This window comes from Paraburkholderia sp. GAS41, assembly GCF_050436545.1.
Classification (GTDB): Bacteria; Pseudomonadota; Gammaproteobacteria; order Burkholderiales; family Burkholderiaceae; genus Paraburkholderia.
In genome coordinates this window covers 310,412-334,446 of the sequence record NZ_JBNDMK010000003.1, presented here as the reverse complement: position 1 = coordinate 334,446, position 24,035 = coordinate 310,412, and the positions used below count along the sequence as shown (strand labels likewise).

Annotated in this window: 23 protein-coding genes and 1 pseudogene; 16 read left to right on the top strand and 8 right to left on the bottom strand. The window is 61.1% G+C overall.

The features are described 5' to 3' along the window. The first annotated feature begins 628 nt into the window (after nucleotides 1–628). The 9 genes from atzF to P3T43_RS07600 are packed head-to-tail and all read left to right on the top strand — an operon-like array spanning nucleotide 629 to nucleotide 9,952. A complete protein-coding gene (gene atzF / locus P3T43_RS07640) occupies nucleotides 629–2,497 on the top strand; it encodes an allophanate hydrolase (RefSeq protein ID WP_429280436.1) in 1,869 nt (622 codons plus the stop codon). Nucleotides 2,498–2,525: 28 nt separating this feature from the next. Next, complete coding sequence (locus tag P3T43_RS07635) at nucleotides 2,526–3,623, top strand: BMP family ABC transporter substrate-binding protein (RefSeq protein WP_429280435.1); 1,098 nt, start codon at nucleotides 2,526–2,528, stop codon at nucleotides 3,621–3,623. A gap of 36 nt (nucleotides 3,624–3,659) precedes the next feature. Beyond that, the gene (locus tag P3T43_RS07630) at nucleotides 3,660–4,775 is read left to right on the top strand and encodes an ABC transporter permease (protein WP_429280434.1); all 1,116 of its coding nucleotides are present in this window, start codon (nucleotides 3,660–3,662) and stop codon (nucleotides 4,773–4,775) included. Then, the gene (locus tag P3T43_RS07625) at nucleotides 4,768–5,694 is read left to right on the top strand and encodes an ABC transporter permease (RefSeq protein WP_429280433.1); all 927 of its coding nucleotides are present in this window, start codon (nucleotides 4,768–4,770) and stop codon (nucleotides 5,692–5,694) included. Before P3T43_RS07630 ends, P3T43_RS07625 begins: the two co-directional genes overlap by 8 nt. Nucleotides 5,695–5,734: 40 nt before the next feature. After that, complete coding sequence (biuH, locus tag P3T43_RS07620; protein WP_429280513.1) at nucleotides 5,735–6,427, top strand: biuret amidohydrolase; 693 nt, start codon at nucleotides 5,735–5,737, stop codon at nucleotides 6,425–6,427. Between the two features lie 6 nt (nucleotides 6,428–6,433). Continuing rightward, nucleotides 6,434–8,065: an ABC transporter ATP-binding protein gene (locus P3T43_RS07615; RefSeq protein WP_429280432.1), complete on the top strand. Its 1,632-nt coding sequence runs from the start codon at nucleotides 6,434–6,436 to the stop codon at nucleotides 8,063–8,065. Nucleotides 8,066–8,105: 40 nt separating this feature from the next. After that, complete coding sequence (locus P3T43_RS07610; protein ID WP_429280431.1) at nucleotides 8,106–8,768, top strand: cysteine hydrolase family protein; 663 nt, start codon at nucleotides 8,106–8,108, stop codon at nucleotides 8,766–8,768. Nucleotides 8,769–8,770: 2 nt separating this feature from the next. After that, nucleotides 8,771–9,187, top strand: coding sequence for an oxalurate catabolism protein HpxZ (hpxZ, locus tag P3T43_RS07605; protein ID WP_429280430.1), 417 nt, complete (start codon nucleotides 8,771–8,773; stop codon nucleotides 9,185–9,187). Nucleotides 9,188–9,214: 27 nt separating this feature from the next. After that, nucleotides 9,215–9,952 carry a GntR family transcriptional regulator gene (locus P3T43_RS07600; RefSeq protein ID WP_429280429.1) on the top strand — a complete coding sequence of 246 codons (738 nt, stop codon included), beginning with the start codon at nucleotides 9,215–9,217 and terminating at the stop codon, nucleotides 9,950–9,952. A gap of 125 nt (nucleotides 9,953–10,077) precedes the next feature. Here the strand turns inward: P3T43_RS07600 and P3T43_RS07595 are convergent, their stop codons facing one another. Continuing rightward, nucleotides 10,078–11,130 (bottom strand): sensor domain-containing diguanylate cyclase, encoded by a 1,053-nt coding sequence (locus P3T43_RS07595; protein ID WP_429280428.1) that lies wholly within the window; start codon nucleotides 11,128–11,130, stop codon nucleotides 10,078–10,080. A 310-nt stretch (nucleotides 11,131–11,440) separates the two neighbouring features. On the opposite strand from P3T43_RS07595, the gene P3T43_RS07590 reads away from it, so the two are divergent. Continuing rightward, a complete protein-coding gene (locus tag P3T43_RS07590) occupies nucleotides 11,441–11,902 on the top strand; it encodes a GNAT family N-acetyltransferase (protein ID WP_429280427.1) in 462 nt (153 codons plus the stop codon). Nucleotides 11,903–12,192: 290 nt separating this feature from the next. Next, nucleotides 12,193–12,558: a RidA family protein gene (locus P3T43_RS07585; protein ID WP_429280512.1), complete on the top strand. Its 366-nt coding sequence runs from the start codon at nucleotides 12,193–12,195 to the stop codon at nucleotides 12,556–12,558. A 67-nt stretch (nucleotides 12,559–12,625) separates the two neighbouring features. Here the strand turns inward: P3T43_RS07585 and P3T43_RS07580 are convergent, their stop codons facing one another. The 4 genes from P3T43_RS07580 to P3T43_RS07565 all read right to left on the bottom strand — a co-directional run bounded on the left by P3T43_RS07580 (nucleotide 12,626) and on the right by P3T43_RS07565 (nucleotide 15,853). Continuing rightward, nucleotides 12,626–13,204, bottom strand: a complete 579-nt coding sequence (locus P3T43_RS07580; protein WP_429280426.1) for a dihydrofolate reductase family protein — start codon at nucleotides 13,202–13,204, stop codon at nucleotides 12,626–12,628. A 163-nt stretch (nucleotides 13,205–13,367) separates the two neighbouring features. Further along, nucleotides 13,368–13,676, bottom strand: coding sequence for an ArsR/SmtB family transcription factor (locus tag P3T43_RS07575; RefSeq protein WP_429280425.1), 309 nt, complete (start codon nucleotides 13,674–13,676; stop codon nucleotides 13,368–13,370). A 132-nt stretch (nucleotides 13,677–13,808) separates the two neighbouring features. Further along, complete coding sequence (locus tag P3T43_RS07570) at nucleotides 13,809–14,576, bottom strand: SDR family NAD(P)-dependent oxidoreductase (protein WP_429280424.1); 768 nt, start codon at nucleotides 14,574–14,576, stop codon at nucleotides 13,809–13,811. 317 nt (nucleotides 14,577–14,893) lie between these two features. After that, entirely contained in the window at nucleotides 14,894–15,853 is a 960-nt protein-coding gene (locus P3T43_RS07565) for a LysR family transcriptional regulator (RefSeq protein ID WP_429280423.1), read from the bottom strand. A gap of 130 nt (nucleotides 15,854–15,983) precedes the next feature. On the opposite strand from P3T43_RS07565, the gene P3T43_RS07560 reads away from it, so the two are divergent. After that, nucleotides 15,984–17,150 carry a mandelate racemase/muconate lactonizing enzyme family protein gene (locus P3T43_RS07560; RefSeq protein WP_429280422.1) on the top strand — a complete coding sequence of 389 codons (1,167 nt, stop codon included), beginning with the start codon at nucleotides 15,984–15,986 and terminating at the stop codon, nucleotides 17,148–17,150. 174 nt (nucleotides 17,151–17,324) lie between these two features. Further along, nucleotides 17,325–18,680: a C4-dicarboxylate transporter DctA gene (gene dctA / locus P3T43_RS07555; protein ID WP_429280421.1), complete on the top strand. Its 1,356-nt coding sequence runs from the start codon at nucleotides 17,325–17,327 to the stop codon at nucleotides 18,678–18,680. Nucleotides 18,681–18,802: 122 nt separating this feature from the next. Here the strand turns inward: dctA and P3T43_RS07550 are convergent, their stop codons facing one another. Continuing rightward, entirely contained in the window at nucleotides 18,803–19,810 is a 1,008-nt protein-coding gene (locus P3T43_RS07550) for a hypothetical protein (RefSeq protein ID WP_429280420.1), read from the bottom strand. Nucleotides 19,811–20,048: 238 nt separating this feature from the next. On the opposite strand from P3T43_RS07550, the pseudogene P3T43_RS07545 reads away from it, so the two are divergent. Both P3T43_RS07545 and P3T43_RS07540 read left to right on the top strand, forming a co-directional pair. Further along, a pseudogene (locus P3T43_RS07545) lies at nucleotides 20,049–20,555 on the top strand (hypothetical protein); the annotation flags it as partial. A gap of 158 nt (nucleotides 20,556–20,713) precedes the next feature. Beyond that, entirely contained in the window at nucleotides 20,714–20,899 is a 186-nt protein-coding gene (locus tag P3T43_RS07540; protein ID WP_429280419.1) for a hypothetical protein, read from the top strand. A gap of 450 nt (nucleotides 20,900–21,349) precedes the next feature. On the opposite strand, the gene P3T43_RS07535 is transcribed toward P3T43_RS07540, so the two are convergent. Both P3T43_RS07535 and P3T43_RS07530 read right to left on the bottom strand, forming a co-directional pair. Beyond that, nucleotides 21,350–21,523, bottom strand: coding sequence for a DUF6434 domain-containing protein (locus P3T43_RS07535; RefSeq protein ID WP_429280418.1), 174 nt, complete (start codon nucleotides 21,521–21,523; stop codon nucleotides 21,350–21,352). Then, entirely contained in the window at nucleotides 21,523–22,818 is a 1,296-nt protein-coding gene (locus tag P3T43_RS07530) for an NAD(P)/FAD-dependent oxidoreductase (protein WP_429280417.1), read from the bottom strand. Before P3T43_RS07530 ends, P3T43_RS07535 begins: the two co-directional genes overlap by 1 nt. 190 nt (nucleotides 22,819–23,008) lie before the next feature. Here P3T43_RS07530 and P3T43_RS07525 point away from each other — a divergent pair, with 190 nt between their 5' ends. Beyond that, a complete protein-coding gene (locus P3T43_RS07525) occupies nucleotides 23,009–23,968 on the top strand; it encodes a LysR family transcriptional regulator (protein ID WP_429280416.1) in 960 nt (319 codons plus the stop codon). Nucleotides 23,969–24,035: the final 67 nt, after the last annotated feature.

Genomic DNA, 24,035 nt, shown 5'->3' with positions numbered 1-24,035 from the left:
GCTCACGCACAAGGTCCGCCGCGTATAGCGTCAACACGCGGCACGAGCGTTGCGATCAACGTCGCTATTGCTTTTCCCCGTTCGTGCAGCGGCCGACTTGTCTGGCGACCTGGGATAGTCGACATCAGTCTGGGTTGGGCGATGGGACATACGGCCACGGGATGCGTGCGTCTGTTGTCGACTCAGAAGCGCAGAACGCGCTGCCGTTTCGGTATTGCTGTTATAGAGAACCTCACGGTGGCGAACCATGACGCACCGGGCGCTTACATGACGAGAATAAATAGTACGGTTTGGGCTCTCCTTGCCGCAGCGATCGTCGCAGGGGCATGACCGTTGACGAAATGCTAGCGACTGCCGCGTGAGCAGGGCGATCCGGAGTTAACTGGTTGCGCATCCATTCCCGCCAACGAACCGTCGCGGTTCATCTCCGCCCTGTTGTGGGGAATGACGCACAAACATAGACCAGCGTCTGGCCGCTCAAGGTACGCAGCCGTATGCGGCCATACAACCCCGCCGTGTGCCGCAAAGGCCCGTTGCATAAGCTTCTGCGCCTCCCATCACATTCTCAATCGAGCAATTGGCATAGGTCCTGCTTTATGAGTTCAAACTTGTATTCAAGATTGAACTCATGACTAACATTGGTACCACCCGCCCCGTCGTTTCGATTCGCAAGCTAGCCGCAGGCTACGCATCCGGCGCGCTTACGCCTACCCAATGCGTCGATGAAACGCTGCAGCGGATCGACGCCGTCGACCGCCCCGAAGTCTGGATTCACCGCGTCACCGCCGCAGACCTCTATGCCCGCGCCGCGCAACTCGAAGCCTTGCAGACCAAAGCAGGGGCGGCGCTGTTCGAGCGCTTCCCGCTGTTCGGCGTGCCGTTCGCGGTGAAGGACAACATCGACGTCGCCGGCATGCCCACCACGGCCGCCTGTCCCGCGTTCGCCTACACGCCGGCGGAATCGTCATTCGTGGTGCAACGTCTGCTGGATGCGGGCGCCATCCTGATCGGCAAGACCAATCTGGATCAGTTCGCCACCGGCCTCGTCGGCGTACGTTCGCCGTACGGCGCCGTGCGCCATGTCGAGTTTCCGGAACGGGTCTCGGGCGGTTCGAGTTCGGGCTCGGCGGTCGCCGTTGCGGCGGGCTGTGTGGCGTTTTCGCTGGGCACGGATACGGCCGGTTCCGGTCGTGTTCCGGCGGGCTTCAATGAACTCGTCGGCCTGAAGCCGTCAGTCGGGCTGGTCAGCAAGCGCGGCGTGGTGCCCGCTTGTCAGAGTCTCGATTGCGTGTCGATCTTCGCGCACGATGTCGCCGACGCCTGGCAAGTGCTGAGCCAACTGGCCGCCTTCGACCCGCTGGACAGCTTCTCGCGCCACGTCCCAGCGCTTGGTTTGAACGTTGGGCCATTGCGAATCGGCGTGCCCGCGCGCGCCGAGTTTTACGGCGACACGCTCGCTGCCGAGGCTTTCCATACGACGCTCGACACGCTGCGCAAACATCTCGCGCCGACCCCGGCGTCGATCGACCTCACGCCGTTTACCGAAGTCTCGGCGCTGCTTTACGACGGCCCGTGGGTGGCGGAGCGCCGCGCCGCAGTGGGCGAGTTCTTCGACACACATCGCGACGCGATCGATCCCGTGGTGGCCGGCGTGATCGCGAAAGCCGACCAATACAGCGCCGTCGACGCCTTCGCTGCGCAATACCGGCTCGCCACGCTCGCGCGCGAGGCGCAGGCGGTCTTCGATACGATCGATGTCCTGATCGTACCCACCACGCCGACCCATCCAACCATCGCTGCGGTCAAGGCCAATCCGGTCGAGCTCAACAGCCAGCTTGGCTACTACACCAATTTCGTCAATCTGCTCGATCTGTGCGCGCTGGCGGTGCCGGGCGTGCGACGCAGCGACGGCCTGCCGGCCGGCGTCACGCTGATTGCCCCAGCGGGCGCGGATCATCGCCTCGCCGTGTTGGGCGCACAGATCCAGGCGTTGTTCTTCGACGACGTGCACGCGCCCGATCTGTCACAACGTCCGCTGCCGGCCGACGAGCCGACGCTCACGCTGGCCGTAGTGGGCGCGCATCTGCGCGGCCAACCGTTGAACGGGCAACTGCTCGAAGCGGGGGCACGCTTTATCGAAGCCACCCAGGCCGCGCCCGACTACCGTCTGTTTGCACTGGCCGGCACGATGCCAGCCAAACCGGCACTGGTCAGGATGCCTGATCATCAAGGCGACGCCCCGAGCACAACGAAGCCGATCGCCGTCGAGCTTTGGCAAGTGCCGCTGCGCCTCTTCGGAGCCCTGGTCGCCCAGGTGCCCGCGCCGCTTGGCATCGGCACCGTGCGTCTGGCCAACGGCCTCAACGTCAAAGGTTTTATCTGCGAACCGGCGGCCATCACGGCGAGCTCGGGCGCACTCGACATCACCCATTTCGGCGGCTGGCTGGCCTATCTCGCGAGCCTGGCCGCGCCCAACCCAGCCGCTATTTCTTCCTGACCGACAACCCAACGCAACCGGATACGCCATGAGCAATCGTCGCCACTTTCTTAAGAATGCCAGCCTGCTGACGCTCGGTGCGGTGCTGCCGTTCGAATCGGTATTCGCTGCCAGCAAACTGACCGTCGGGGTGATCTACGTCGGCGCACGCGGCGACTACGGCTATAACCAGGCCCAGGCGGCCGCCGCCAACGTCATCAAGACCTTGCCGAACCTCAAGGTGGTCGAAGAGGAGAACGTGCCGGAGACCATCGCGGTCCAGAAGTCGATGGAAGCGATGATCGAGCAGGACGGCGCCACGCTGGTTTTCGCCACCTCGTTCGGCTATTTCGACCCGCACGTGCTGAAGATGGCCGCCAAATATCCGAACGTGCGCTTCGCGCACTGCGGCGGCCTCTGGAAGCAGGGCAACCCGCCGAATATCACCAGCTATTTTGGCTATATCGACGAATGCCAGTATCTGAACGGTGTCGTGGCCGGCCATATGAGCAAGAGCAAGAAGCTCGGCTTCGTCGCCGCCAAGCCGATCCCGCAGGTGCTGCGCAATATCAACGCGTTCACGCTGGGCGCGCAGTCGGTCGATCCGTCGATCACCACGCATGTGATTTTCACGGGCGACTGGTCGATGCCGGTCAAGGAAGCGGAATCCGCCAACAGCCTGGTCGATCAGGGCTGCGATGTACTGACCTGCCATGTCGACGGCCCCAAGGTCGTGATCGAAACCGCCGAAAAGCGCGGCGTGATGAGCTGTGGCTATCACGCGAGTCAGGCCGCGCTCGCGCCCAAGGGCTATCTGACCGGCGCGGAATGGGACTGGGCCACGCCATACAAGGCACTGGTGGCGGGTGCGCAGAGCGGCAAGCCGCAACCGAACGTGCTGCGCGGCGGCCTGAAGGAAGGCTTCGTGAAGATGTCGGCGTACGGCGCAAAAGTGACGCCCGACGCGCGCCAGAACACGGACAGCGTGAAGGCAAAAATGATGTCCGGCGAATTCGTGATCTTCAAAGGTCCGATCAAGGACAACAAGGGCGGCGTGGTGGTGGCGGACGGCACCACGCACGTGCAAACCGACTACACGCTCGAAAGCATGAACTACCTGGTTTCGGGTGTGGTGGGTCAGATCTGATGCGTTCGCAGTCCGATGTTTTTTCAGGGAGCAGCCATGCGTCCTAATCCGAGTTCTGCCCGGCTAATGCTCGGCGCCTTGCCGGCGTTGCCGACCGTGTGTGCGCTGGCGGGCACGCTGCTGCTGTTCTGGCTGTTCCTGCTGGTGCAAGGCGCGCCGGCCCTCGATGCGATCGGGCTGATCGTGCAGGGCGCGTTCGGTTCGTCGTTTGCGTGGCAAAGCACGTTGTTACGCGCCTCGCCGCTGATGTTGACGGCGCTGTGCGTAGCGCTGCCGGCGCAGGTTGGGCTAATCGTGATTGGCGGCGAGGGCGCGCTGGCACTCGGCGGCCTGGCGGCCGCGGTGGTGCCGCAGTGCCTGCCGGCCGGCACGCCGTGGCTCATTGCGACGCCACTGATGGCGCTCGCGGGCATGCTCGCGGGCGGCGTCTGGATCGGCGCGATCGGTGCCTTGCGGCAATGGCGCGGCGTCAACGAGACGATCAGCAGCCTGCTGATGTCGTATATCGCCATTGCGTTGTTCAAGCATCTGGTGGAAGGGCCGCTGCGCGATCCGGCCAGCCTGAACAAGCCATCCACGCTGCCGCTGCCCGACGCCATGACGATCGGCTCGTTGCCGGGCCTGGAAGTGCACTGGGGCCTGCTATGGGGCGTGCTGGCGTGTGTCGCCGCGTGGGTGTTCGTGAAGCACAGCACCCAAGGCTTCGCCATGCGGGTGGTAGGCGGCAGTAACCGGGCGGCGCGTCTGGTCGGTCTGCCGGTCGGGATGCTGGCGCTGGCGGCCTGTTCGATGGGCGGTGCCGCAGCGGGCCTCGCGGGGATGTTCGAAGTGGCCGCGGTGCAGGGCAGTGCGAATGCTTCGCTGCTGGCGGGCTATGGATACAGCGGCATTCTGGTGGCCTTTGCCGCGCGGCAAAATCCGCTGGCGATTGTTTTGTGCGCAGTCCTGATTGGTGGTATCGAAGCGAGCGGCAGTCTGCTGCAACGGCGCCTCGATCTGCCTGACGCAACGACGCTCGTGTTGCAAGGCCTGCTGTTCGCCAACCTGCTCGCGTGGGAAGCGCTGGGCGGCCGTATCGTCGCGTGGCGCGTGAAACTGCAGGCGCTGGCTGTCACCGAAGCGCCGGTGCAACTGGAGAAGACGCATGCCTGATATGCACTCGCCTGTCGTGATCCTGTTGCTCTCGTTGCTGGCCGGAGCAATCCGCGTGAGCACGCCGTATCTGTTCGTGAGTCTTGGCGAATGCCTGACGGAGAAGGGCGGCCGCGTGAATCTCGGTCTGGAAGGCATTCTCGTCTCCGGTGCGATGAGCGGCTATGCCGGCTCGTATCTGACCGGTTCGCCGTGGCTCGGCGTGCTCGCAGCCGGCGTAGTAGGTTTGCTGTTCGGCTGTCTGCACGGGCTCGTCTGCTCGCTGCCGCGCGTCTCCGATATCGCCTTCGGCATTGCGTTGATGCTGCTCGGCACAGGGCTCGCGTTCTATCTCGGCAAGCCGTTCATCCAGCCGCAGGCGACGATGCTGCCGTCGATCGACCTCGGCAGTTGGGCCGCGTCGCCACAATTGCATAACGCGCTGCATATCAACCCGCTTTTCATCATCGGCATCGTGCTGGCGTTTTTGCTGCAGTGGGGCTTGCGCAGCACACGCTGGGGGATGACGTTGCGGCTCGTCGGCGATCACGCGGAAACCGCGCGGGCGATGGGCTATCCGCTCACGCGTATCCGGATTGCCGCGACTGCGGTGGGCGGCTTTTTCGCGGGCGTGGGCGGCGCTTACCTGTCGCTGGTTTATCCGGGCAGCTGGAACGAAGGCCTGTCTAGCGGGCAGGGCCTGATGGCCGTCGCGCTGGTGATTTTCGCGCGCTGGCAGCCCTTGCGCTGTCTGTATGCCGCGTTGCTGTTCGGCGCGGCCGGCGCGCTCGGGCCCGCGTTGCAGGGCATCGGCGTGACGAGCGGCTACTACCTCTACAACGCAGCGCCTTACGTGCTGACGCTTGTGATCATGATCATCAATTGCCGTCCCGACCGGACGCTCGCCGGTGCGCCGGGCGAGCTGAGTCTCACGCGCTGAGATGGACGTCAATGCCAACCTGAATGAAGAGCTAACCACCATGCACCGATTCATCGAAGCGAAGCCTTACCCGTGGCCCTATAACGGCGATCTGCGGCCGGACAACACGGCGCTCGTCATCATCGACATGCAGACGGATTTTTGCGGCCACGGCGGTTATGTGGACAAGATGGGCTACGACCTGTCGCTCACGCGTGCGCCCATCGAGCCGATCAGCAACGTACTCGCACGGATGCGTGAACAAGGCTTCACCATCATTCACACGCGTGAAGGGCACCGGCCCGATCTGTCCGACCTGCCCGCCAACAAACGCTGGCGTAGCCGCCGCGCGGGGACCGAAGGCGTGGGTATCGGCGACGACGGTCCGTGCGGCAGGATTCTCGTGCGTGGCGAAGTGGGTTGGGAAATCATCGACGAACTCGCGCCGTTTCCCGGCGAGATCATCATCGACAAGCCGGGCAAAGGCTCGTTCTGCGCGACGGATCTCGAACTGATCCTGCGCACGCGCGGCATCGTCAACCTGGTGCTGACCGGCATCACCACGGATGTCTGTGTCCACACGACGATGCGCGAAGCCAACGATCGCGGCTTCGAATGCACGGTGCTGGCGGATTGCTGCGGCGCGACCCACCAGGGTAATCACGACGCCGCGCTGCACATGATCACGATGCAGGGCGGCGTATTCGGCACCGTGTCCGATTCGCACGCGCTGCTCGCCACGCTTGGACGCTGACCGCTCATGTCGACTCCCGCTCCCTACAATCAGCCGCAGGATGCCGTCACGCACGCACTGGGTGTGGAAGTGCTCGGCGCCACGAAATCGTTCGGCTCGTTTCGCGCCCTCGACAAGGTCTCGATCAAGGTCGCGCCCGGCACCATTCATGCGCTGCTCGGCGAGAACGGCGCGGGCAAGAGCACGCTGGTGAAGGGCCTGGTCGGCTATGGGCTGCTCGACGATGGACAGATCACCGCGGATGGACGCGAAGTGAAGATCGCTTCGCCGCGCGATGCCCAGGCGCTTGGCATCGGCATGGTGTATCAGCATTTCACGCTGGCAACGGGACTCTCCGTCGAAGAAAACCTGCTGCTGGCGCGCGGACGTTTATCGTGGCGGATCGACTGGAAACGCGAGCGTGCTGCGTTGAGCGAATTTATGACGCGCATGCCGTTCAGTCTGCCGCTGGGCGCGCCGGTAGCGGGACTCGCAGCCGGGGAAAAGCAGAAGCTCGAAATTCTCAAGCAGCTTTACCTGCGCCAGCGCTTTCTGATTCTCGATGAACCGACTTCGGTGCTGACGCCGCAGGAAGCGGACGAAGTGCTCGGCCTGATGCGCGATCTCACGACACGTGGCGAACTCACTGTGCTGATGATTACGCACAAGTTCCGCGAGGTGATGGCCTACGCCGACGACGTCACGGTTCTGCGCAAGGGACGTCAGGTCGGCACGACGGCGGTCGCGCAGACCGACCGCGAGCAACTCGCGAACTGGATGATGGGCACGAGCCCGGTCCAGCAGGCGGAGGCCTCGCGCGAAGCCATGTCCGTCGCTCCGGTTGACGCGGAAATCCGTGTCGAACGTGCGAGGCGCAAGCCACTTGATCCCGCGGCGGCGATCCGGCTCGAACTACGCGATCTCTCCGTGCAGGACGACCGCGGCCACACTGCGGTGCGCCACGCGACGCTGGCAGTGCGCGCCGGGGAGATTCTCGGCCTCGCGGGCGTGTCGGGCAACGGCCAGAAGGAACTGGTCGAGGCCCTGGTAGGCCAGCGGCGTCCCGTGGAAGGCGAGATGCAGATTGCAGGCGCGCCGTATCACGCCACGCGCGAGGAGATGACCACGCGGCGCGTCTTCGCGATTCCTGAAGAGCCGCTGAAGAACGCCTGTGTCGCCGGCATGAGCGTGGCGGAGAATCTGGCGTTGCGCGATTTCGACCGCGCGCCGGTGTGCCGCGGCGGCTGGCGTCTCGATCGCAAGGCGATGCGCGAGCGTGCCATACAACGGATCCGCGATTTCAACGTGCGCCCTCCGGTGCCCGAGCGGATGATAGGCACACTCTCCGGCGGAAATGTGCAGCGTGCGGTGCTGGCGCGCGAGCTGGGCCAGCCCGTGGATGTGCTGATCGTCGCGAATCCGGTGTTCGGGCTCGATTTCGCGTCGGTGGCCGATATTCACGCGCGGCTGATCGCGGCGCGCGATGCCGGCGCGGCCGTGCTGCTCGTCAGCGAGGACCTGGATGAATTGCTGGAACTGGCCGACCGCATCGCCGTGATGGCGGAAGGCCGGCTGGTGTATGAAACGCCGGCCGAAGGCGCGGAGCGCGCCGTGCTCGGACGACACATGGCAGGGCACATGGACGAGGCGCACAATTGAGTGCTTGCACCTCACCTCGCGTGATAACAAGGCTGAAACCATGAGCATTGAAGTTCAGGCACTCCCCTCTGCATTCGTATTCGAACCGCGGCATACGGCGCTCGTCATCATCGACATGCAGCGCGATTTCATCGAACCGGGTGGCTTCGGCGAATCGCTCGGCAACGATGTCTCGTTGCTCGCGGGCATCGTGCCGACCGTGGTGGAGCTGCTTGCGATGGCGCGTCGCGCGGGCTTGCTGGTGGTCCACACACGCGAATCGCACGCGCCGGACCTGTCCGACTGCCCGCCGGCCAAGCGGCTGCGCGGCGCACCGCACATGCGCATTGGCGACCCCGGACCCATGGGACGGATTCTCGTGCGCGGCGAACCGGGCAATGCGATTATCGACGCGCTGGCGCCCGTGGCAGGCGAACTGGTTATCGACAAGCCCGGCAAAGGCGCGTTCTATGCGACGCAGTTGAGCGAAGCGTTGAACGTACGCGGCATCACGCATCTGCTGTTCGCCGGCGTCACGACCGAAGTCTGTGTGCAGACTTCCATGCGCGAGGCCAACGACCGCGGCTACGAGTGCCTGCTGATCGAAGACGCCACCGCCAGCTATTTTCCGGCGTTCAGGCAGGCGAGTCTGGAGATGATCCGTTCGCAGGGCGGCATCGTGGGCTGGACCGCGCCATTGGCAGCATTGAAACAGGGACTGTGAGGATGGAAGTCAACAAGCCGGAAATCGTCGCCGAGGTGACGGCTGCGTTTATCGAATACGAACGGGCGCTGGTCGACAACGATCTCGACACGATGAACGCGCTGTTCTGGCATACGCCCGAGACGGTGCGTTACGGAATCGCCGAAGTGCAGCGCGGCGGCGCGGCGATTCGCGCGTGGCGGGCGTCGGCCGAACCCGTGCCTGTGTCGCGGCGGCTGCATCGCACGGTGGTGACCACCTTCGGCAGCGACTTCGCGACGGTCAGCACGGAGTTCACCAGCGACGCCACCGCGTTGCTCGGCCGGCAGATGCAGACCTGGGCGCGCGTTGGGGAAGCCTCAGAGGCGCACGACGGCTGGAAAATTGTCGCGGCCCATGTGAGTCTGATCGCAACGTCCCAGGCCAGACGCCCATCATAAGAACGGAACGCAAGGAGAGGCTGCGAGATGAGCGAACACGAAACGAGCGACGTGAAGCTGGCAAGTGCGCCGTTCGCGGTCAACGGGCCCAACCCGCTGGCCGAGCAGGTGTATCTGCAACTGAAGAGCGACATCTTCAGTTTCCGGCTGTTTCCGGGCGACCGCTTTTCCGAAAGCGACATCGCCCAACACTACGGCGTATCGCGCACGCCAATGCGGGATGGCCTGTTCCGGCTGCAACGCGAGGGCTATCTGGAGGTCGGTTTCCGGCGCGGCTGGAAAGTCGCGCAGATCAATTTCGAGCAACTGGACCAGCTCTACGATTTACGCATCGTGCTCGAACTGGCCTCGCTCGAGCGGTTGACCTCGGGAAACGCGCCGCACGAGGCGATCGCACCGCTCACGGCGATCTGGTGCGTCGAGCCCGAACTGCGCGAGAGCGACCCCGTCACCATGTTCGGCATGGACGAAAATTTCCACCGGCAACTGGTGGGGGCGACCGGCAATGGCGAAATGCTCCGGGTACACAATGAGGTCACCGAGCGCATCCGCATTGTGCGGCGGCTGGATTTCCTCAAGCCGCACCGCACCAGTGCCACCTATGACGAACATTCGACCATGCTGCACCTGGTCGAGCGTAACCGCTTGACGGAAGCCAGCATCCTGCTGCGCGCGCACATCACCCAGAGCAAGCTCGAGGTACGCAAGATTACGCTGTCGATGCTCGCTGCGGCGCGCGATCAGAAGCTGCCTTTCGTTTCCTAGCTGGCTGTTGAGATAACGGATGAGTCAGCACGATGATGGCGGAAGGCGCGACAAGCATCATCCGTCCGTTCACCCGCGTTCCGGTCGGCCAGAAACGGTTGTGCGTCGCACTATCGAAGAAAGGATCAGCGCGACTGCAGCTTGAATCCCTCGCCGCCGATACCTGCCCGGTCCACCGCCGAAATGCGGTTGCGCCCCTGGTCCTTGGCCTGATAGAGCTGCGCATCGGTCAGATTGATGAACGCCATGACATCGATGCCTTCGTTCGGCACGACGGTGCCCACCCCGAAGCTCGCGGTGACTCGCTGACCGTGCGGCGAGCGCAGATGCGCGATGGCTTCATCCGCGATCAGCGTGCGGCAACGCTCTGCGACGCGCACGGCTTCGTCTGCGTCGGTTTCCGCGAGCACGAGCACGAATTCCTCGCCGCCAAACCGGCCCAGGAACGCATTCGGCCCGGCGGCCTCGCCGAGCACGCGCGCGATGCGCTTCAGACATTCGTCGCCCTGCAGGTGACCGTAATAATCGTTGTACGACTTGAAGAAATCGATGTCGACCATCACGAGCGAAAGCGGCTTGCCCGATGCCGCCGCGCTCGCCCATTCGCGCGCGATCACTGTGTCGAACATGCGACGGTTGGCGACGCCCGTCAAGCTGTCGGACAGCGACAGGCGTTCCAGTTCGCGCTGGAGCCCCGCAAGCCGTTCCTCCGTGCGCTTGCGTTCGCTGATGTCGAACATGAAACCGATCAGCGCGTCAACGTCGCCGTTCTCTTTACGAACGACGTGGACGACGTCGCGAATCCATACGTAGCCGCCGTCGGCGGTGAGTGCGCGATAGTCCGCTTCATGATCGGTGCCTGCTTGCGACTGCGCGACGCAAAAATTCACCACGGACTCACGGTCGTCCGGATGCATGCGCGCGGCCCAGTCTTCGACCGTTTTCCAGGTGGACGGCGCGTAGCCGAGCAGCGCTTCGATCTGCGGGCCGATATAGGCGAACTGCATGGTCGCCCAGTCGATCTTCCAGGGGATAGCCTGGGTGGATTCGAGCAGCGTGCGATAAACGGCGGGGTTGTCGTCGCCGAGCCAGCGGCCGGGCGGTGCAAGGCTTTCCTCGTGGCGCAGGAATGCGGCCTGAAGTGAACTGCCGGGCAAAGCTTTGTCTTCGGGGTTCATCGTGATCGTCCAAAAATGCGTAAGTGCGTTATCGGCCAATAGCAGCGGCTGCTTGAATGCGGGGCGGAAGATCGATCGCTGCTGGCCGATGGCGCAGCCCATGATTCTGCGCTGCGCTCACTGACTGGGAGCAATCAGCGAGTTTGGTCAGGCTCGGACACTCGACGTCGCTGGCTAGATCGTCAACAATCTGTGCCAGCGGACTGCGCAATTGACGATCTACAGCCCGGTTTTCGACGCTGCAAAACTCGCCCTGGATCAAACACGATTCACCCCGAAAATGGGGTGTAGCTGCGTATCAATATAAAAAATGACCATCGACAAATCGCTTCCTGTGAATTTAGCGTTCACTGCCACAACCGAATCCGACGCTAACACCCTGGTCGACATTCGTATTGCCGCTATGCGCGAAAGTTTGGAGCGCATCGGCCGATTCGATCCACAACGCGCTCGCGAGCGCTTCCTCGCGTCATTTGATCCTGTTTTGTGCCGATTCATTGAGGCCGATGGTACCCAGGCAGGCTTTATCCTGATTCGTCCGCAGAAAGATCATTGGCTCCTTGATCATCTTTATATCCTGCCCGAACGCCAGGGCCGAGGCATTGGCGCAGCCGTCTTACGGAATGTCTTTGAGCGTGCCGACGCGCAACGCATGCCCATCCGCCTGGGTGCCCTGCGCGGCAGTGATTCGAATCGCTTTTATCTGCAGCATGGCTTCGTGCAGACTGGCGAAACGGAATGGGACATCTACTACGTACGGCATCCGGGTTGAGTGAGCGTTTCCGGAAAGCGTGATTGTCCGGTGTGGGGCCGTCATGAGTCAGGGAACGCAAGGGTAGTCGAGTGTGGCACCACGCGGGTCCGCAAGGACCTTGACCGGGAGTGCGATTTGCGCCACTTTCTGATGTGTAGGCTCTGCGGAATTCGCAGTATCGTTCACGAGGAGACAAGGCTATGACCACAAACGATTCACCGGCAAAACGTCTTGAAGCGCTGGGTTTGGTTCTTCCGAAAGTCCCCGTTCCGCGCGGCGCCTTCAAACCGTAATCTCGCACTGGCTCGCTGATCTTCCTCGCGGGCCAGATTTGCGAGTGGGAAGGGGACGTCCGCTACGCTGGACCTGTCGGCGAGAAACACAATCTTGAAGCCGGTCAAAAAGCGGCACAGATATGCGCGCTGAATCTGCTGGCATCGCTTCATTTGGCACTGGATGGCGACCTCGAGCGCGTGGTGAGTTGCCATCGGCTGGGCGGCTTCGTTTATTGCACCCCGGGCTATCCCGATGTCCCCCAGGTCATCAACGGCGCTTCGGACCTGATGTTCGCGGTGTTCGGGGAGCCTGGCCGCCATGCGCGCACTGCGGTGGGCGTGGCGACGCTACCGGCCGGCGCCACGGTGGAAGTCGATGGCATCTTTGAAGTCCGCTGAGCAAGGCGGTCTATTAGTAAGCGCCTGCAGATCGCGACAGAACCCCATCTCAACTCGGTTTGCCGGATTACCCAGTCTTCAGCGGACCGGCGACCTTGTAAGTGCACAGATTGACGCCGGACGGCGTTGCTTGGGTGCGGACGAGTTCGAAGGCGCGCGGCGAGGTTCCCTCTGCAAAGAAGCGCTTTCCGGTACCCAGCAGGACTGGATAGACGGCCAGCAGGACTTCATCCGCCAGCCCCTGTTCAAGCAGCGTAGACGTCAGCGTGGAACTCCCCCACAGAATCAGGGCAGGGCCCTCCTGCAACCTGATACGGCGAACGCCTTCGACAACATCCGGTCCAAGCCACTCAAACGGGCCCCATTCAAGACTTTCCGGACGATGCGTCGCGACATATTTGGTTGCCGCGTTTAAGCCTTCGGCCATCGGACTGCCTGGCGCCGTCGGCCAGAAGGCCGACCAGAGATCGTAGGTGCGACGGCCGAGTACCAGATCGAAGCGCTTCCCATGCTCGGCGAGGATCAAGTCACGGCCAGCGGGGGTCCGATAGGGCACGGTCCAGTCAGTGTAGGGAAAGCCGTCTTCTGCCGAGGCCTGAATCACACCGTCCAACGAGATATGCTCCATGATTTTGAGCGTTCTCATTACGTCTCCCGATTGGTGGTCACGTCCGTCATGCAGCCGCACGAGCCTTTCGTCTGCTCCAGGCCAGCGGGCGCATCTTGCCCAGCGATCAACGATACCGGGAAATGACCAACGATCCAAGCGCCGCCGGCAACGTCGGAAAGAGCGCGAACGGTGCAGCTTCTTACCGGGAAGAAGGATTCCCTGCTGCGCCAGCAAGGCAGTTTTCAGTCAAAAAGTCGATAGCGCCATGAATGGCATCCAGGGCCGCCGAATAATAGATGAAGGTTCCTTCCCGGCTGCGGGACACAAGGTTCGCGCGTGACATGTCCTTGAGATGGAAAGACAGACTGGACGGGACGATTCCTAGCTGCGCAGAGATCTCTTTTGCGGGCAACCCGCGCGGCCCCACGGCAACGAGCAGCCGGAAGATAGCCAATCGTGAGCGGTGGGCTATAGCGCTCAAGGCAAGCAACGTAGTGTCTTCGTCCATGTGTGTCGACTGGCAATGGCGTCCTGCAGCGCGTGCGAATGCTTTGGCGCGCGCACGCGCTGCAGGCTGACACGCACGTCTGCCCGCGGATCAGGCCTGATAGCGTGTCAGCGGAAACGCTCGCCGGTTTCCTCAGGCAATCCACCCACCATCGACCGTCAAACTTTCGCCGGTCGTGTAGCCTGCTTCGGGGCTCGCCAGATACGCCACCGCCGCGGCGATTTCTTCGGGCTTGCCAAAGCGACCCACGCTCGCGAGCCGGGTCATCGTGGCGTGGGCTTCGGTGCCTGGCTGGGGAGCCAGTTCGGTGTCGATCGGGCCGGGCTGAACCGCATTGACGGTGACGCCAAACTGCCCGAGTTCGCGCGAAAGGCCGCGTGTGAATCCCCGGATGGCGAATTTCGACGCGATGTAAAGCGTGACACCAGGCAGCGGTGCGGCTTCGCCGAATGCAGAGCCCACATTGATGATGCGTCCCCAGCCGGTCGTGACCATGCGCTTTGCCGCGTCCTTCGCCAGTTCGATCGGAGCCCGCACATTGAGATTGAAGTGCGTGTCATACGACGTCTCCGACGACTCGAGAAACGGCCCGTATTCCACGGTGCCGGCGTTGTTGACGAGAATGTCGAGCCGACCTTCGAACCTGCCGCCGAAGACGCCGTTCAACGTATCGATCAGCGCCGTCACGCCTTCGGGCTTCGACAGATTGGCACCGACTGCTACAGCCTCCCCACCTGCATCGCGGATCGCCTTGACCACTGCATCCGCGCGTTCCGAACTCGACGCGTAGTGGACGATGACCGATGCACCGTCCCGCGCGAGACGGGTGGCGATAGCGGCGCCGATGCCGCGAGAAGAGCCGGTCACGAGTGCGAGTTTGCCTTTCAGAGCTTGCGTCATGATTCCCTTGAGAGTGTGTTTTGAGTGGTCCGCTCACATGCCCCATGCAGGTTCTGGCGGAGTGCTGCATCTGCGCCAATGCCGTCGTGCGTTGGTTGAGGCGTATCGTCCACTCGTGGCGGCACATGCGGTAGTAGTCGGCGAGGAATAGGTCCTATTCCTGGCACAGTGGGTTTCCTGATGCGGATTTCCCATCGAGATACAAGGCACCGCCGTTGCTTCACCCCGCAAGGGCGCAGATGCCTGGATGACCGGACGCCGCCGCGACCTCATCTGATGCATGCCGGCCGACCCTCGATTTCACTGACCTCGATAATTCACGTCTTCCGTCCCGCTCGCTTTTTTTGTTCGTAGATCAACGCGCCCGTTTCAACCGGGACGAACGGCGCGTGAAAATGGTCGACCAGGAAATCGATGAATGCGCGTGCGCGTGCCGTCTGGTTTCGCTGACTGGGGTAGTAGACAAAGAGGTCGGCCGCCGGCAGCGGGGTATCCGGCAAAACCAGTTTCAACCGGCCGCTCTGGACGTATTTCGCCAGATCCCATTCGGAACGGATCAATACGCCGTGTCCGTCGAGTGCCCACCGCAACACGATGTCGCCATCGTTGCTCGACAGCGCCCCTTTGACTTTGAGCGCTTCCAGATGATCGTCCCGTATGTATCGCCACACACCGTAAGCGTCGTCATTCTGACGATGAATGATGCAACGGTGCTCAGCCAGATCCTCCACGCGCTCGGGCGTCCCGAACCGCTCCAGATACTTCGGAGAGGCACACAGGAAGCGACGGTTGCTCATGATGCGCCGCGCGCTGAGGCGGCTGTCGGGAAGCTCGCCAAAACGGATCGCCATATCGAACCCTTCTGCGACCAGATCGATAGGCCGGTCGGTCACCTCGAACTGGATTTCCACCTTGGGAAAGCGCCTCGCGAAATCAGACACCAGTGGCGCGATGGTCGTGCGCCCAAAGCCGAGCGTGGCGTTGATGCGTAAGAGGCCGTGTGGATCGGTTCGAGTGCCGGAGATCTCTTCCTCCATCTGCTGAACCTGTCCGACGATTTGCGTCGCGTATCGCAAGTAAGTCTCGCCTTCGGGTGTCAGGCTGATGTTCCGGGTTGTCCGGTTGACGAGCCGCACCCCCAGGCGCTGTTCGATCAAGCCCAGTCGTTTGGTCGCGGCGGGCGGTGTCAGATCCAGCGCCCGCGCGGCTCCGGACATGCTTTTGAGCCTGGCGAGAAGGATAAAAAAATCGAAATCAGAGGCGATGTCGGTTGCCATTTCCGTTATTCACTTGAGGTAACAAATGAAATGAATTTCGGTGAAGTATAGCGCCCACATTCGCGGATAAGCTACGTCCCATTGCCGCCCCATCCATGCAATTCGTGCCCAAAACTCAGGAGACATCGTCATGAGAATCGTTGAAATCCGCGAAAAGACCGTTCCGATCAGTTCCCCGATCCGCAATGCCTACATTGACTTCAGCAAGATGACGCTGAGTCTCGTCGCCGTGGTGACGGACGTCATCCGGGATGGAAAGCCGGTTGTCGGTTACGGCTTCAATTCCAATGGCCGCTACGGCCAGGGCAAGCTGATGCGCGAGCGCTTCATTCCACGCATTCTCGAAGCCGATCCTGCCAGCCTCGTTGACGACACAGGCGATAACCTCGATCCGCACAAGATCTGGGCCACGATGTTCACAAACGAAAAGCCAGGCGGCCACGGCGAGCGTTCGGTCGCGATCGGCACGATCGACATGGCGATCTGGGATGCGGTTGCGAAGATCGAACGTAAGCCGCTGTTCCAGTTGCTGGCCGACCGCTACGGTAACGGTCAACCCGACCGCAAGATTTTCGTCTACGCCGCGGGTGGTTACTATTACCCCGGCCAGGATCACCAGAAACTGAAAGACGAAATGCGCAGCTATATCGACCGCGGCTATACGGTCGTGAAGAAGAAGATTGGCGGCGCCTCGCTCGATGAAGATCTGCGCCGCATCGACTCAATTTTGAGCGTGCTCGGTGACGGACAAAAGCTTGCCGTCGATGCCAACGGACGCTTCGATCTCGACACTGCAATCCAGTACGCGAAAGCGCTGTCGCAATACGACCTGTTCTGGTACGAGGAACCAGGTGACCCGCTCGACTACGAACTGCAGGCGACGCTGCGCAACTACTACGACAAGCCGATGGCCACCGGCGAAGACCTGTTCTCGATGCAGGACGCCCGCAATCTGATCCGTTACGGCGGTATGCGCCCGGATCGCGACTGGCTGCAGTTCGACTGTGCGTTGAGCTATGGCCTCGTTGAATATCTGCGCACGCTCGACATGCTCCGGCAGCATGGCTGGTCACCGAGTCGCTGCATCCCGCACGGCGGACACCAGATGTCGTTGAACATCGCGGCCGGCCTCGGCCTCGGCGGCAACGAATCCTATCCGGATCTGTTTCAGCCCTATGGTGGCTTCCCAGACGGCGTGAAAGTCGAAACCGGCTACATCACCATGCCAGATATTCCCGGCATCGGCTTCGAAGGAAAAGCCGATCTCTTCGCCGAGATGCAAAAGCTGTCTGCATAAGCCGCTAGTCAGATCACTCGCGGCAAACGCGCCGGCGACAGCGTCGGCGTGGCGTTCACAAATATAGATAGAAGGAACGCAGGCGAAATCGGTCCGTGCTCATTGCAGCGGTCCATCCCGCTGCGAGGGTTCGCCCCGACTTTCATTAAAAGATGCCACGCATAGGAGACAGTCATGCGGGTTTCAAAGATCGGAAAATCGCTTTCCAGGCTCTACGTCCAGGTTCTGATTGGCATTATTGCTGGTGTTCTCGTCGGTCACTTCTACCCTGATATCGGTTCGCAACTCAAGCCACTCGGCGACCTGTTTATCAAACTGATCCGGATGCTGCTGGCCCCGATCATCTTCGCATCCGTCGTTGTCGGTATTGCCCGCATGAATGACCTTCATGAGGCCGGGCGGGTCGGCGTCAAGGCGGTCCTGTACTTCGAAGTCGCATCGACGATTGCACTCGCGGTGGGTCTCGTGATCGTCAATCTCATCAGGCCGGGCAGTGGCATGAACATTGACCCCGCGCAGATTGACAGTTCGACCGTCGCGACCTATACCCATGCCGCACAGGAGCATGGTCTGCTTGAATTCTTCATGAGCATCGTTCCGAACAGCATCGTCGGGGCGTTCGCGAACGGAGAAATACTGCCAATCATCTTCTTTTCAGTTCTCCTTGCCATCTCTCTGGCAAGGCTCGGCCCGCGTGCCACGCCGTTTGTCGACATGCTCGATATGTTTCTGCAGGGCATGTTCGGTGTGGTCCGGATCGTGATGTACGTGGCACCCATCGGAGCCTTCGGCGGTATGGCATTCACCATCGCGAAGTATGGGATTGGCACGCTGGCGTCATACGGCCAACTGATGCTCTGCCTTTATCTGACCTCGATTCTCTTCGTGGCGCTGGTGCTGGGTCTCATCATGCGGATGTGCGGTCTTTCATTGTGGAAATACCTCCGATACATCAGGGATGAAATCTTCATCACCCTGGGTACGGCTTCCACCGAAGCGGTGCTCCCGCAGATGCTCATCAAGATGGAGGAGTTGGGATGTTCGCGACCGGTCGTCGGGATGGTGCTGCCGACGGGCTACACCTTCAATGCCGACGGCACCGCGATCTATCTGACGATGGCTTCGTTGTTCATTGCCCAGGCGATGAACATTCATCTTTCCATCTGGGACCAGTTGCAGCTTCTCGGCGTGATGCTGCTGACATCCAAAGGATCAGCCGGCGTTACCGGAGCCGGGTTCGTCGCGCTGGCGGGCACGCTGGCTACCGTGCACAAAATACCGGTATCCGGGCTGGTACTGCTGGTCGGCGTTGTCCGCTTTCTCAATGAGGCGCGCGCTGTAACGAACCTGATCGGCAATGGCGTCGCGACCATCGTGGTCGCTCGATGGGAGGGCGCGCTCGATATGAATTGCGCCCGCTCGATGCTCAATCACAGCAACACGGGCATTGATGCGCTGCAGCTGAACGACGAATCGACGTCAGGCCAAGCACCCTGCAAAGACGCCGTCATTCAGCCGCACACGCATTGAGTCGCAGAGCGAACGTTTTCCGAGGCAATACAGCACATGACCCACGTGCCCCCAGGAAGTGGAACCGTTCGGCAGCGACAGAGACGCCAGTTACAAGCACATCCCTGCAAGGCATCCGCGCTTCAAGCCTGCTTGAACTTCTGGAAATCCACGGGTTGGAGGTCTTTCATCATTCGTCGGGAGAACCAGGCGTAACTGTCCGCGTTGTGGACGTAGGTCGCCGAGTCGATCAGATCGCTGCTGCGAACATTTGCCTTGCGATCGCGCGCCACGCCGGTCAGTGGCTGCATCGGCTTGGCTCTGCCTGGCACGGCAATGCCTTGAGGCATCATTTTCCCCGCCGAGGTTGTGCGCTCCGCCTCGTTCTTGCTGAAAGATTCGTGCTTGTAAAGAACGTCCTCCGTGAGCGCGGCGATGTGCGACATCTCGTGAACGATGGTGCGCGCAACCGCGTCGCGCTCACAGAATGCGACGTAGTCGATCGGCAACTGCATCCTGTCGAACTCGGCAACATACTTCCGCGGCTCGTGATATTGCATCTGCGGATCGCCAAAGAAATCGCGGATGCCATTCCGGTCACCGAGTCGGGCCGGCATCGCCCTCCCATTCCAGCCGTTTACCTCGGACGAGGTCAATAACTCCAGCTTGAAGCCGGTTGTGAAGTGTTGCACGATCTTTTCGAGTACATTTCCGACCCGCTGGACCCGTTCAAGGTAGGCAGGATCGGCGAACCCCAGATGGAAGTACTTCTGCAGGCCCATGCCGACCGGGGAGAAGTCAAAGATCTGATCGACGGTCAGTTGGGGATTCAGCCCGTCACTCGGCAGGCTGTTCAGCGCGCTGACGGGCCACTGCCCGGTGGCGGCGAATTTCGCCTGAGCGGCCTTGTCAAACGCGGACATTGATTTCAGGTGCCCCTGGATGGCCCGGGAGCCCTGCTTCGCCATTGTCTCTGCGAACTCCAGTGCTTTCTGTACTTTCGTGACGTCCAGGTCGTGGACCAGTCGCAAGAATTCGGTCGAAGGCTTGCTCCTATACATCGGGTGTGAGTTCTGTTTTGCCGTCATCTCCTGCGAGGCCTTGTCCGAGACGTAGACATCGCAACTGCCGTACTTAACGAGAAATTGCATGTAACCTCCGGTAAAAATGTGATCTTTCTCTAGCGACACTTGTGACTGATCCCGGATTCTGAGCCGCCCTGCCAGATCAGCCCCCGACTCCGGATTGGGGGGAGGGTGATCGGTCGATTCGCAAATCGCGATCAGTAAAGCGCACACCCGTATATCAACGCGACGGGAAGTGCATTACTGTTTGTATACTTCATGATCGCTCGAGGTGAAATGATGTTCGCCGGTTTTTTTTCGTCGCAGAGCAATCAGGGGCTTTCTACGCCAGCTTCTCTATCTCCTGAGACAAGATCATGGGACAAATGACGCTGAACAGCGCGACACGGCTGAGGAGATCATTGATACCTTGAATCGGCATCGTTTAAGCACTCGCTTCGAATGCTATGCCGTGGCGATGTTCGTCAGCGAGGACGAATACGAGCTTGCCCGTACGCGGCGAGGATGGATCAACGACTACAGCAGCGTGCGCGCGGAGATCGCCTCGATAGCCGCCGAAATCAGCGCGATGGCACATCCAACGATGGCAACTTGGAATGACGCAACAAGTAGCGACTTCTCGGCACATCAATGTCATGGTCACACCGGCCATGATTGTGGCCCCAGCGGGCATTGGAAACATCGTTTTCCGAGGTATTCAATTCAGCCGGCGCAGCGCATGTGTCGCGATCTAACCCACAGCGGCAGACAGAAAGTTGGATTCGACCCACCGGTTCAGCGCGCACGTCGGTTTATTAATTCGCACGGTTGACCATTTAAAAGCCAGTATTTTCAAGTGATTGCGCGAGGTCATAGCACGGCGCCACAGTCTGGCACGCACTTTGCCTAATCATTATCGAGGCGTGGCGACACCCTCAAAACAAAGCTCCGACGTTCCCTGACTGACCAATATGCCCTTGGAGAATCGAAATGAACACGCTCGCGATCAAAGACCTCCCCGTAGTCGTTGAGATGGCTCGTACCGAAATGACCGCTGTCAGCGGCGGCATGTTGCCGCAGCAGATCTCGAACATTATCCAGGCCGTGAACGACTATGCAAATGACTCTCCTGTCCAGCACAGCTTTACCGGCAGCGGGACTTCTGTGACGTACTAACAGAAACACGGTGATTTCGTAGTGCAAGGCCCCTTCAACGAGGGGCCTTATTAAATCAACGTTTCGGCTCGCGCAGGGTCACGTCCGGCCGAGTTCGTCCCTTTCACTGCAGTCGAGCCGCTGCGTCGCAGCCGTTCAGGACCACGAAAAAATGTTCCATTCACCCCGCGAGACATGCTCCTCGCTACTCGACGTACCGTCTTGCGAAATAGATTTGGACCACGTGGATTGCGAATAGGCTGATACATAGATACAACGCTGACTCTTGTTGAAACGCAGTGGAGGTGCTGCGCATTCGATCAATCCTTGCTTCGACGGATTGCAGCAAATCAAACGCAGTATTGTCAACGATGTGGGGTCGACGTTCGATTGTCACGTCCTGCCCGCATGCCGTCTGATGCGTACGGCATAAGGCGGCTAGGCTTTGATGTCGGCCTTGTGTAACCTGATCTATTCATCTGCGACCTCTCCCATGTTCCTGGGGGCTCCGCTTTTGATCCATGCCATGAAGGACCGATTGAACCTGAACGTCTCACCACATTCACGCGTCAGAAACCGGCGAACGTTCTGCGTGTTCCGGCACCGACCGGCACCTCCGGGTGGGGACAGACGCCCCCCGCCCACTAGTTCAGCTTAACCGTCGGTCGCACCCGTTCGCGCAGCCACTGGCTCGCCGCATACATGACCGTGCGCCGGATACCCGTGAGGCCCAGGATGTGTCGACGGTACAGGTGTTTGTAGCACGACGCTGCAAACCACCCGTCGATAATCAATGGGCGGCGCAACAGTTCACTCATCAGCGCTCCCGCTGCCCCCGCATGGCCGAACGAAATGAGTGTCCCTTGATCCCGATACGAAAAGAGCGGCACGGGACAGTGTTTCAGGCGCCTGGCGATCGCGTCGTTCAGATACACCGCCTGTTGCCAGGCCGCTTGAGCCCGTGGTGGCACGAGGGCATCGTCTCCGCGTGCGGAGCAGGCGGCACAATCGCCCATCGCGTAGATTCCCGATGACGGATCGACCTGCAACATGCGATCGACGGCCACCTGCCCAAGGCGGTTCAAGCTCAATCCTCCCAGCGTTTTCAACACGGCCGGTCCTTCGACGCCAGCAGCCCATATCGTGAGGTCGCTGCTCAACGCGCGATCATCGCCGACGACAACCGATTCCGCATGAACGGAGCGGACCTGCGTGTCGGTCAGCACCTCGACACCAAGACGCTTCAGGACGTCGTGAGCGCGCGACGAAATCTCCTGCGGCAGCGCCGGTAGTACGCGATTCGCGCCTTCCAGCAAGCGGATGCGAATGTCCGTGAGCGGATTGAGCGAGGGCAGGTGGTAGTCGCGCAGCATCTCCGCCAGACTGCGTAGCGAAGCGGCCAATTCGACGCCGGTCGCACCCGCACCAATCACGGTCACACAGACGGGCGTCTTACCGGATCGAGGAACCGCCTGCTGTGCATGTCCGGCACGCAGAAGGCGCGACAGAAGCCGTCTGCGGAAGGACTCCGCCTGTTCTACGGTCTCGAGTGTCAGTGCGTAGTCCTCAGCGCCCGGCACAGAGAAAAAGTTCGTGACGCTACCCAGCGCCAGTACAAGCGTATCGTAGGAAATCGACCGGCGCTGAAGCAGGGTATTGCCGTCCGTGTCGTTGGTTTCGTCGACGATGATCTCGCGTCGTTCGCGGTCGATGCCTTGCAATCCACCACGTTCGAAGCGATAGTGATTCCACTTGGCATGCGCTGCGTATTCGATCTGATGACTCGATGCGTCGATCTGGCCCGCTGCAACTTCATGCAACAGCGGCTTCCAGAAGTGAGCGGAATTCCGGTCGACCAGCACCACGTCGGCGAGGCGGTCCCTGCCGACGCCATTGCCGAGTCTCGTGGCAAGTTCGAGTCCAGCCGCGCCAGCTCCCACAATGACAATGCGGTGAGGCGCTTCAACGGTGTGCCTATTGCGATGGTGAGCCATGCTATGTCTCTCTGGGTTTGACCGTGCGCTAAGGGATGCAGTGAACTTCCTATTGACGACCTGCCGGATAGAAATATAAGGTGCCCGTATTATTTCCACTATTGAATAATTGCAGTCAAACCATAAGGTTTTGCTAATGTTAAAAACCACCACCTTTCGTCAGTTGAAAACGCTGCATACGGTGGCGCGTGTGGGAAGTGTCTCCGGCGCAGCAGAGGAACTGCATCTGACGCAGCCGGCGGTATCGCTGCAGATCTCGCAACTAGGGGAGGCTGCCGGCACGCCACTGCTGCGCAGGGCTGGCCGCGAAGTGAAGCTCACCGCCGCCGGCGAGGTGATGGTTCGCTATGCAAACGAAATTCTCAGTCTCTGGAATGAAGCGGGAGAAGAGGTTGCGGCGCTGCGTGGGGAACTGGGCGGAACGCTGCGGATCGGCGCCATCACCACGGCGGAATATCTTGTGCCGCCGCTGCTTGTTCAGTTCACGAAGGCGAGGCCCGGCGTGAAACTGCAATTCCGCATCGGCAATCGGGACGATATCGTACGTATGCTGGCAACCCATGAAATCGATCTCGCCATCATGGGACGCCAACCACGCGAATTGCGCACGCATGCCACGGCATTCGCGCGGCATCCAATGGCATTCGTTGCCGCGCCGTCGCATCCGCTGATGAGTGCAAGACAGGTGCAGTTAGTCGACCTTGGCGCCGCCAATCTGCTTGTCAGGGAGCGGGGTTCCGGCACCCGGGTGGCTGTCGAGGCTCTTTTCAAGGAGCAGGGCTTGAAGCTTCATGCCGCCTCTGAGCTTTCCAGCAACGAGGCGATCAAGCAACTCGTCGAAGCGGGGCTCGGCGTCGCCTTTTTGTCGTTGCATGCTTGCGCACTGGAATTTCAGGCCGGCCTGCTTGCGTTGTTGCCTGTCCCAGCTACACCGATAGAGCGTGCGTGGCATGTCGTCCATGTGTCGGACAGGCGCCTGCCGCATGTGGCGACAGCATTTCGCGACTTCCTGATCGACTCAGCGTCCACTTCGTTAGAGGCTGGCCCTCTCACTTCCGCAACGCCGCGACGCGGGAGGGAAGCGGAAAAAATATAGCGACGTGCTAGCGCATTCGTGAACACGCTGGCACGTCGCTGCGAACGTCGAAGACCGCGGGTCGGGT

Coding starts and splice junctions, on each gene's coding strand:
- P3T43_RS07565 (WP_429280423.1), bottom strand. CDS start 15,853: ATGGCAACCGACATCGCCTCTGATTTCGATTTTTTTATCCTTCTCGCC.
- P3T43_RS07560 (WP_429280422.1), top strand. CDS start 15,984: ATGAGAATCGTTGAAATCCGCGAAAAGACCGTTCCGATCAGTTCCCCG.
- P3T43_RS07595 (WP_429280428.1), bottom strand. CDS start 11,130: ATGAACCCCGAAGACAAAGCTTTGCCCGGCAGTTCACTTCAGGCCGCA.
- P3T43_RS07540 (WP_429280419.1), top strand. CDS start 20,714: ATGAACACGCTCGCGATCAAAGACCTCCCCGTAGTCGTTGAGATGGCT.
- P3T43_RS07525 (WP_429280416.1), top strand. CDS start 23,009: ATGTTAAAAACCACCACCTTTCGTCAGTTGAAAACGCTGCATACGGTG.
- P3T43_RS07580 (WP_429280426.1), bottom strand. CDS start 13,204: ATGAGAACGCTCAAAATCATGGAGCATATCTCGTTGGACGGTGTGATT.
- P3T43_RS07575 (WP_429280425.1), bottom strand. CDS start 13,676: ATGGACGAAGACACTACGTTGCTTGCCTTGAGCGCTATAGCCCACCGC.
- P3T43_RS07610 (WP_429280431.1), top strand. CDS start 8,106: ATGAGCATTGAAGTTCAGGCACTCCCCTCTGCATTCGTATTCGAACCG.
- P3T43_RS07570 (WP_429280424.1), bottom strand. CDS start 14,576: ATGACGCAAGCTCTGAAAGGCAAACTCGCACTCGTGACCGGCTCTTCT.
- dctA (WP_429280421.1), top strand. CDS start 17,325: ATGCGGGTTTCAAAGATCGGAAAATCGCTTTCCAGGCTCTACGTCCAG.
- P3T43_RS07550 (WP_429280420.1), bottom strand. CDS start 19,810: ATGCAATTTCTCGTTAAGTACGGCAGTTGCGATGTCTACGTCTCGGAC.
- P3T43_RS07590 (WP_429280427.1), top strand. CDS start 11,441: ATGACCATCGACAAATCGCTTCCTGTGAATTTAGCGTTCACTGCCACA.
- P3T43_RS07625 (WP_429280433.1), top strand. CDS start 4,768: ATGCCTGATATGCACTCGCCTGTCGTGATCCTGTTGCTCTCGTTGCTG.
- P3T43_RS07635 (WP_429280435.1), top strand. CDS start 2,526: ATGAGCAATCGTCGCCACTTTCTTAAGAATGCCAGCCTGCTGACGCTC.
- biuH (WP_429280513.1), top strand. CDS start 5,735: ATGCACCGATTCATCGAAGCGAAGCCTTACCCGTGGCCCTATAACGGC.
- atzF (WP_429280436.1), top strand. CDS start 629: ATGACTAACATTGGTACCACCCGCCCCGTCGTTTCGATTCGCAAGCTA.
- hpxZ (WP_429280430.1), top strand. CDS start 8,771: ATGGAAGTCAACAAGCCGGAAATCGTCGCCGAGGTGACGGCTGCGTTT.
- P3T43_RS07600 (WP_429280429.1), top strand. CDS start 9,215: ATGAGCGAACACGAAACGAGCGACGTGAAGCTGGCAAGTGCGCCGTTC.
- P3T43_RS07630 (WP_429280434.1), top strand. CDS start 3,660: ATGCGTCCTAATCCGAGTTCTGCCCGGCTAATGCTCGGCGCCTTGCCG.
- P3T43_RS07615 (WP_429280432.1), top strand. CDS start 6,434: ATGTCGACTCCCGCTCCCTACAATCAGCCGCAGGATGCCGTCACGCAC.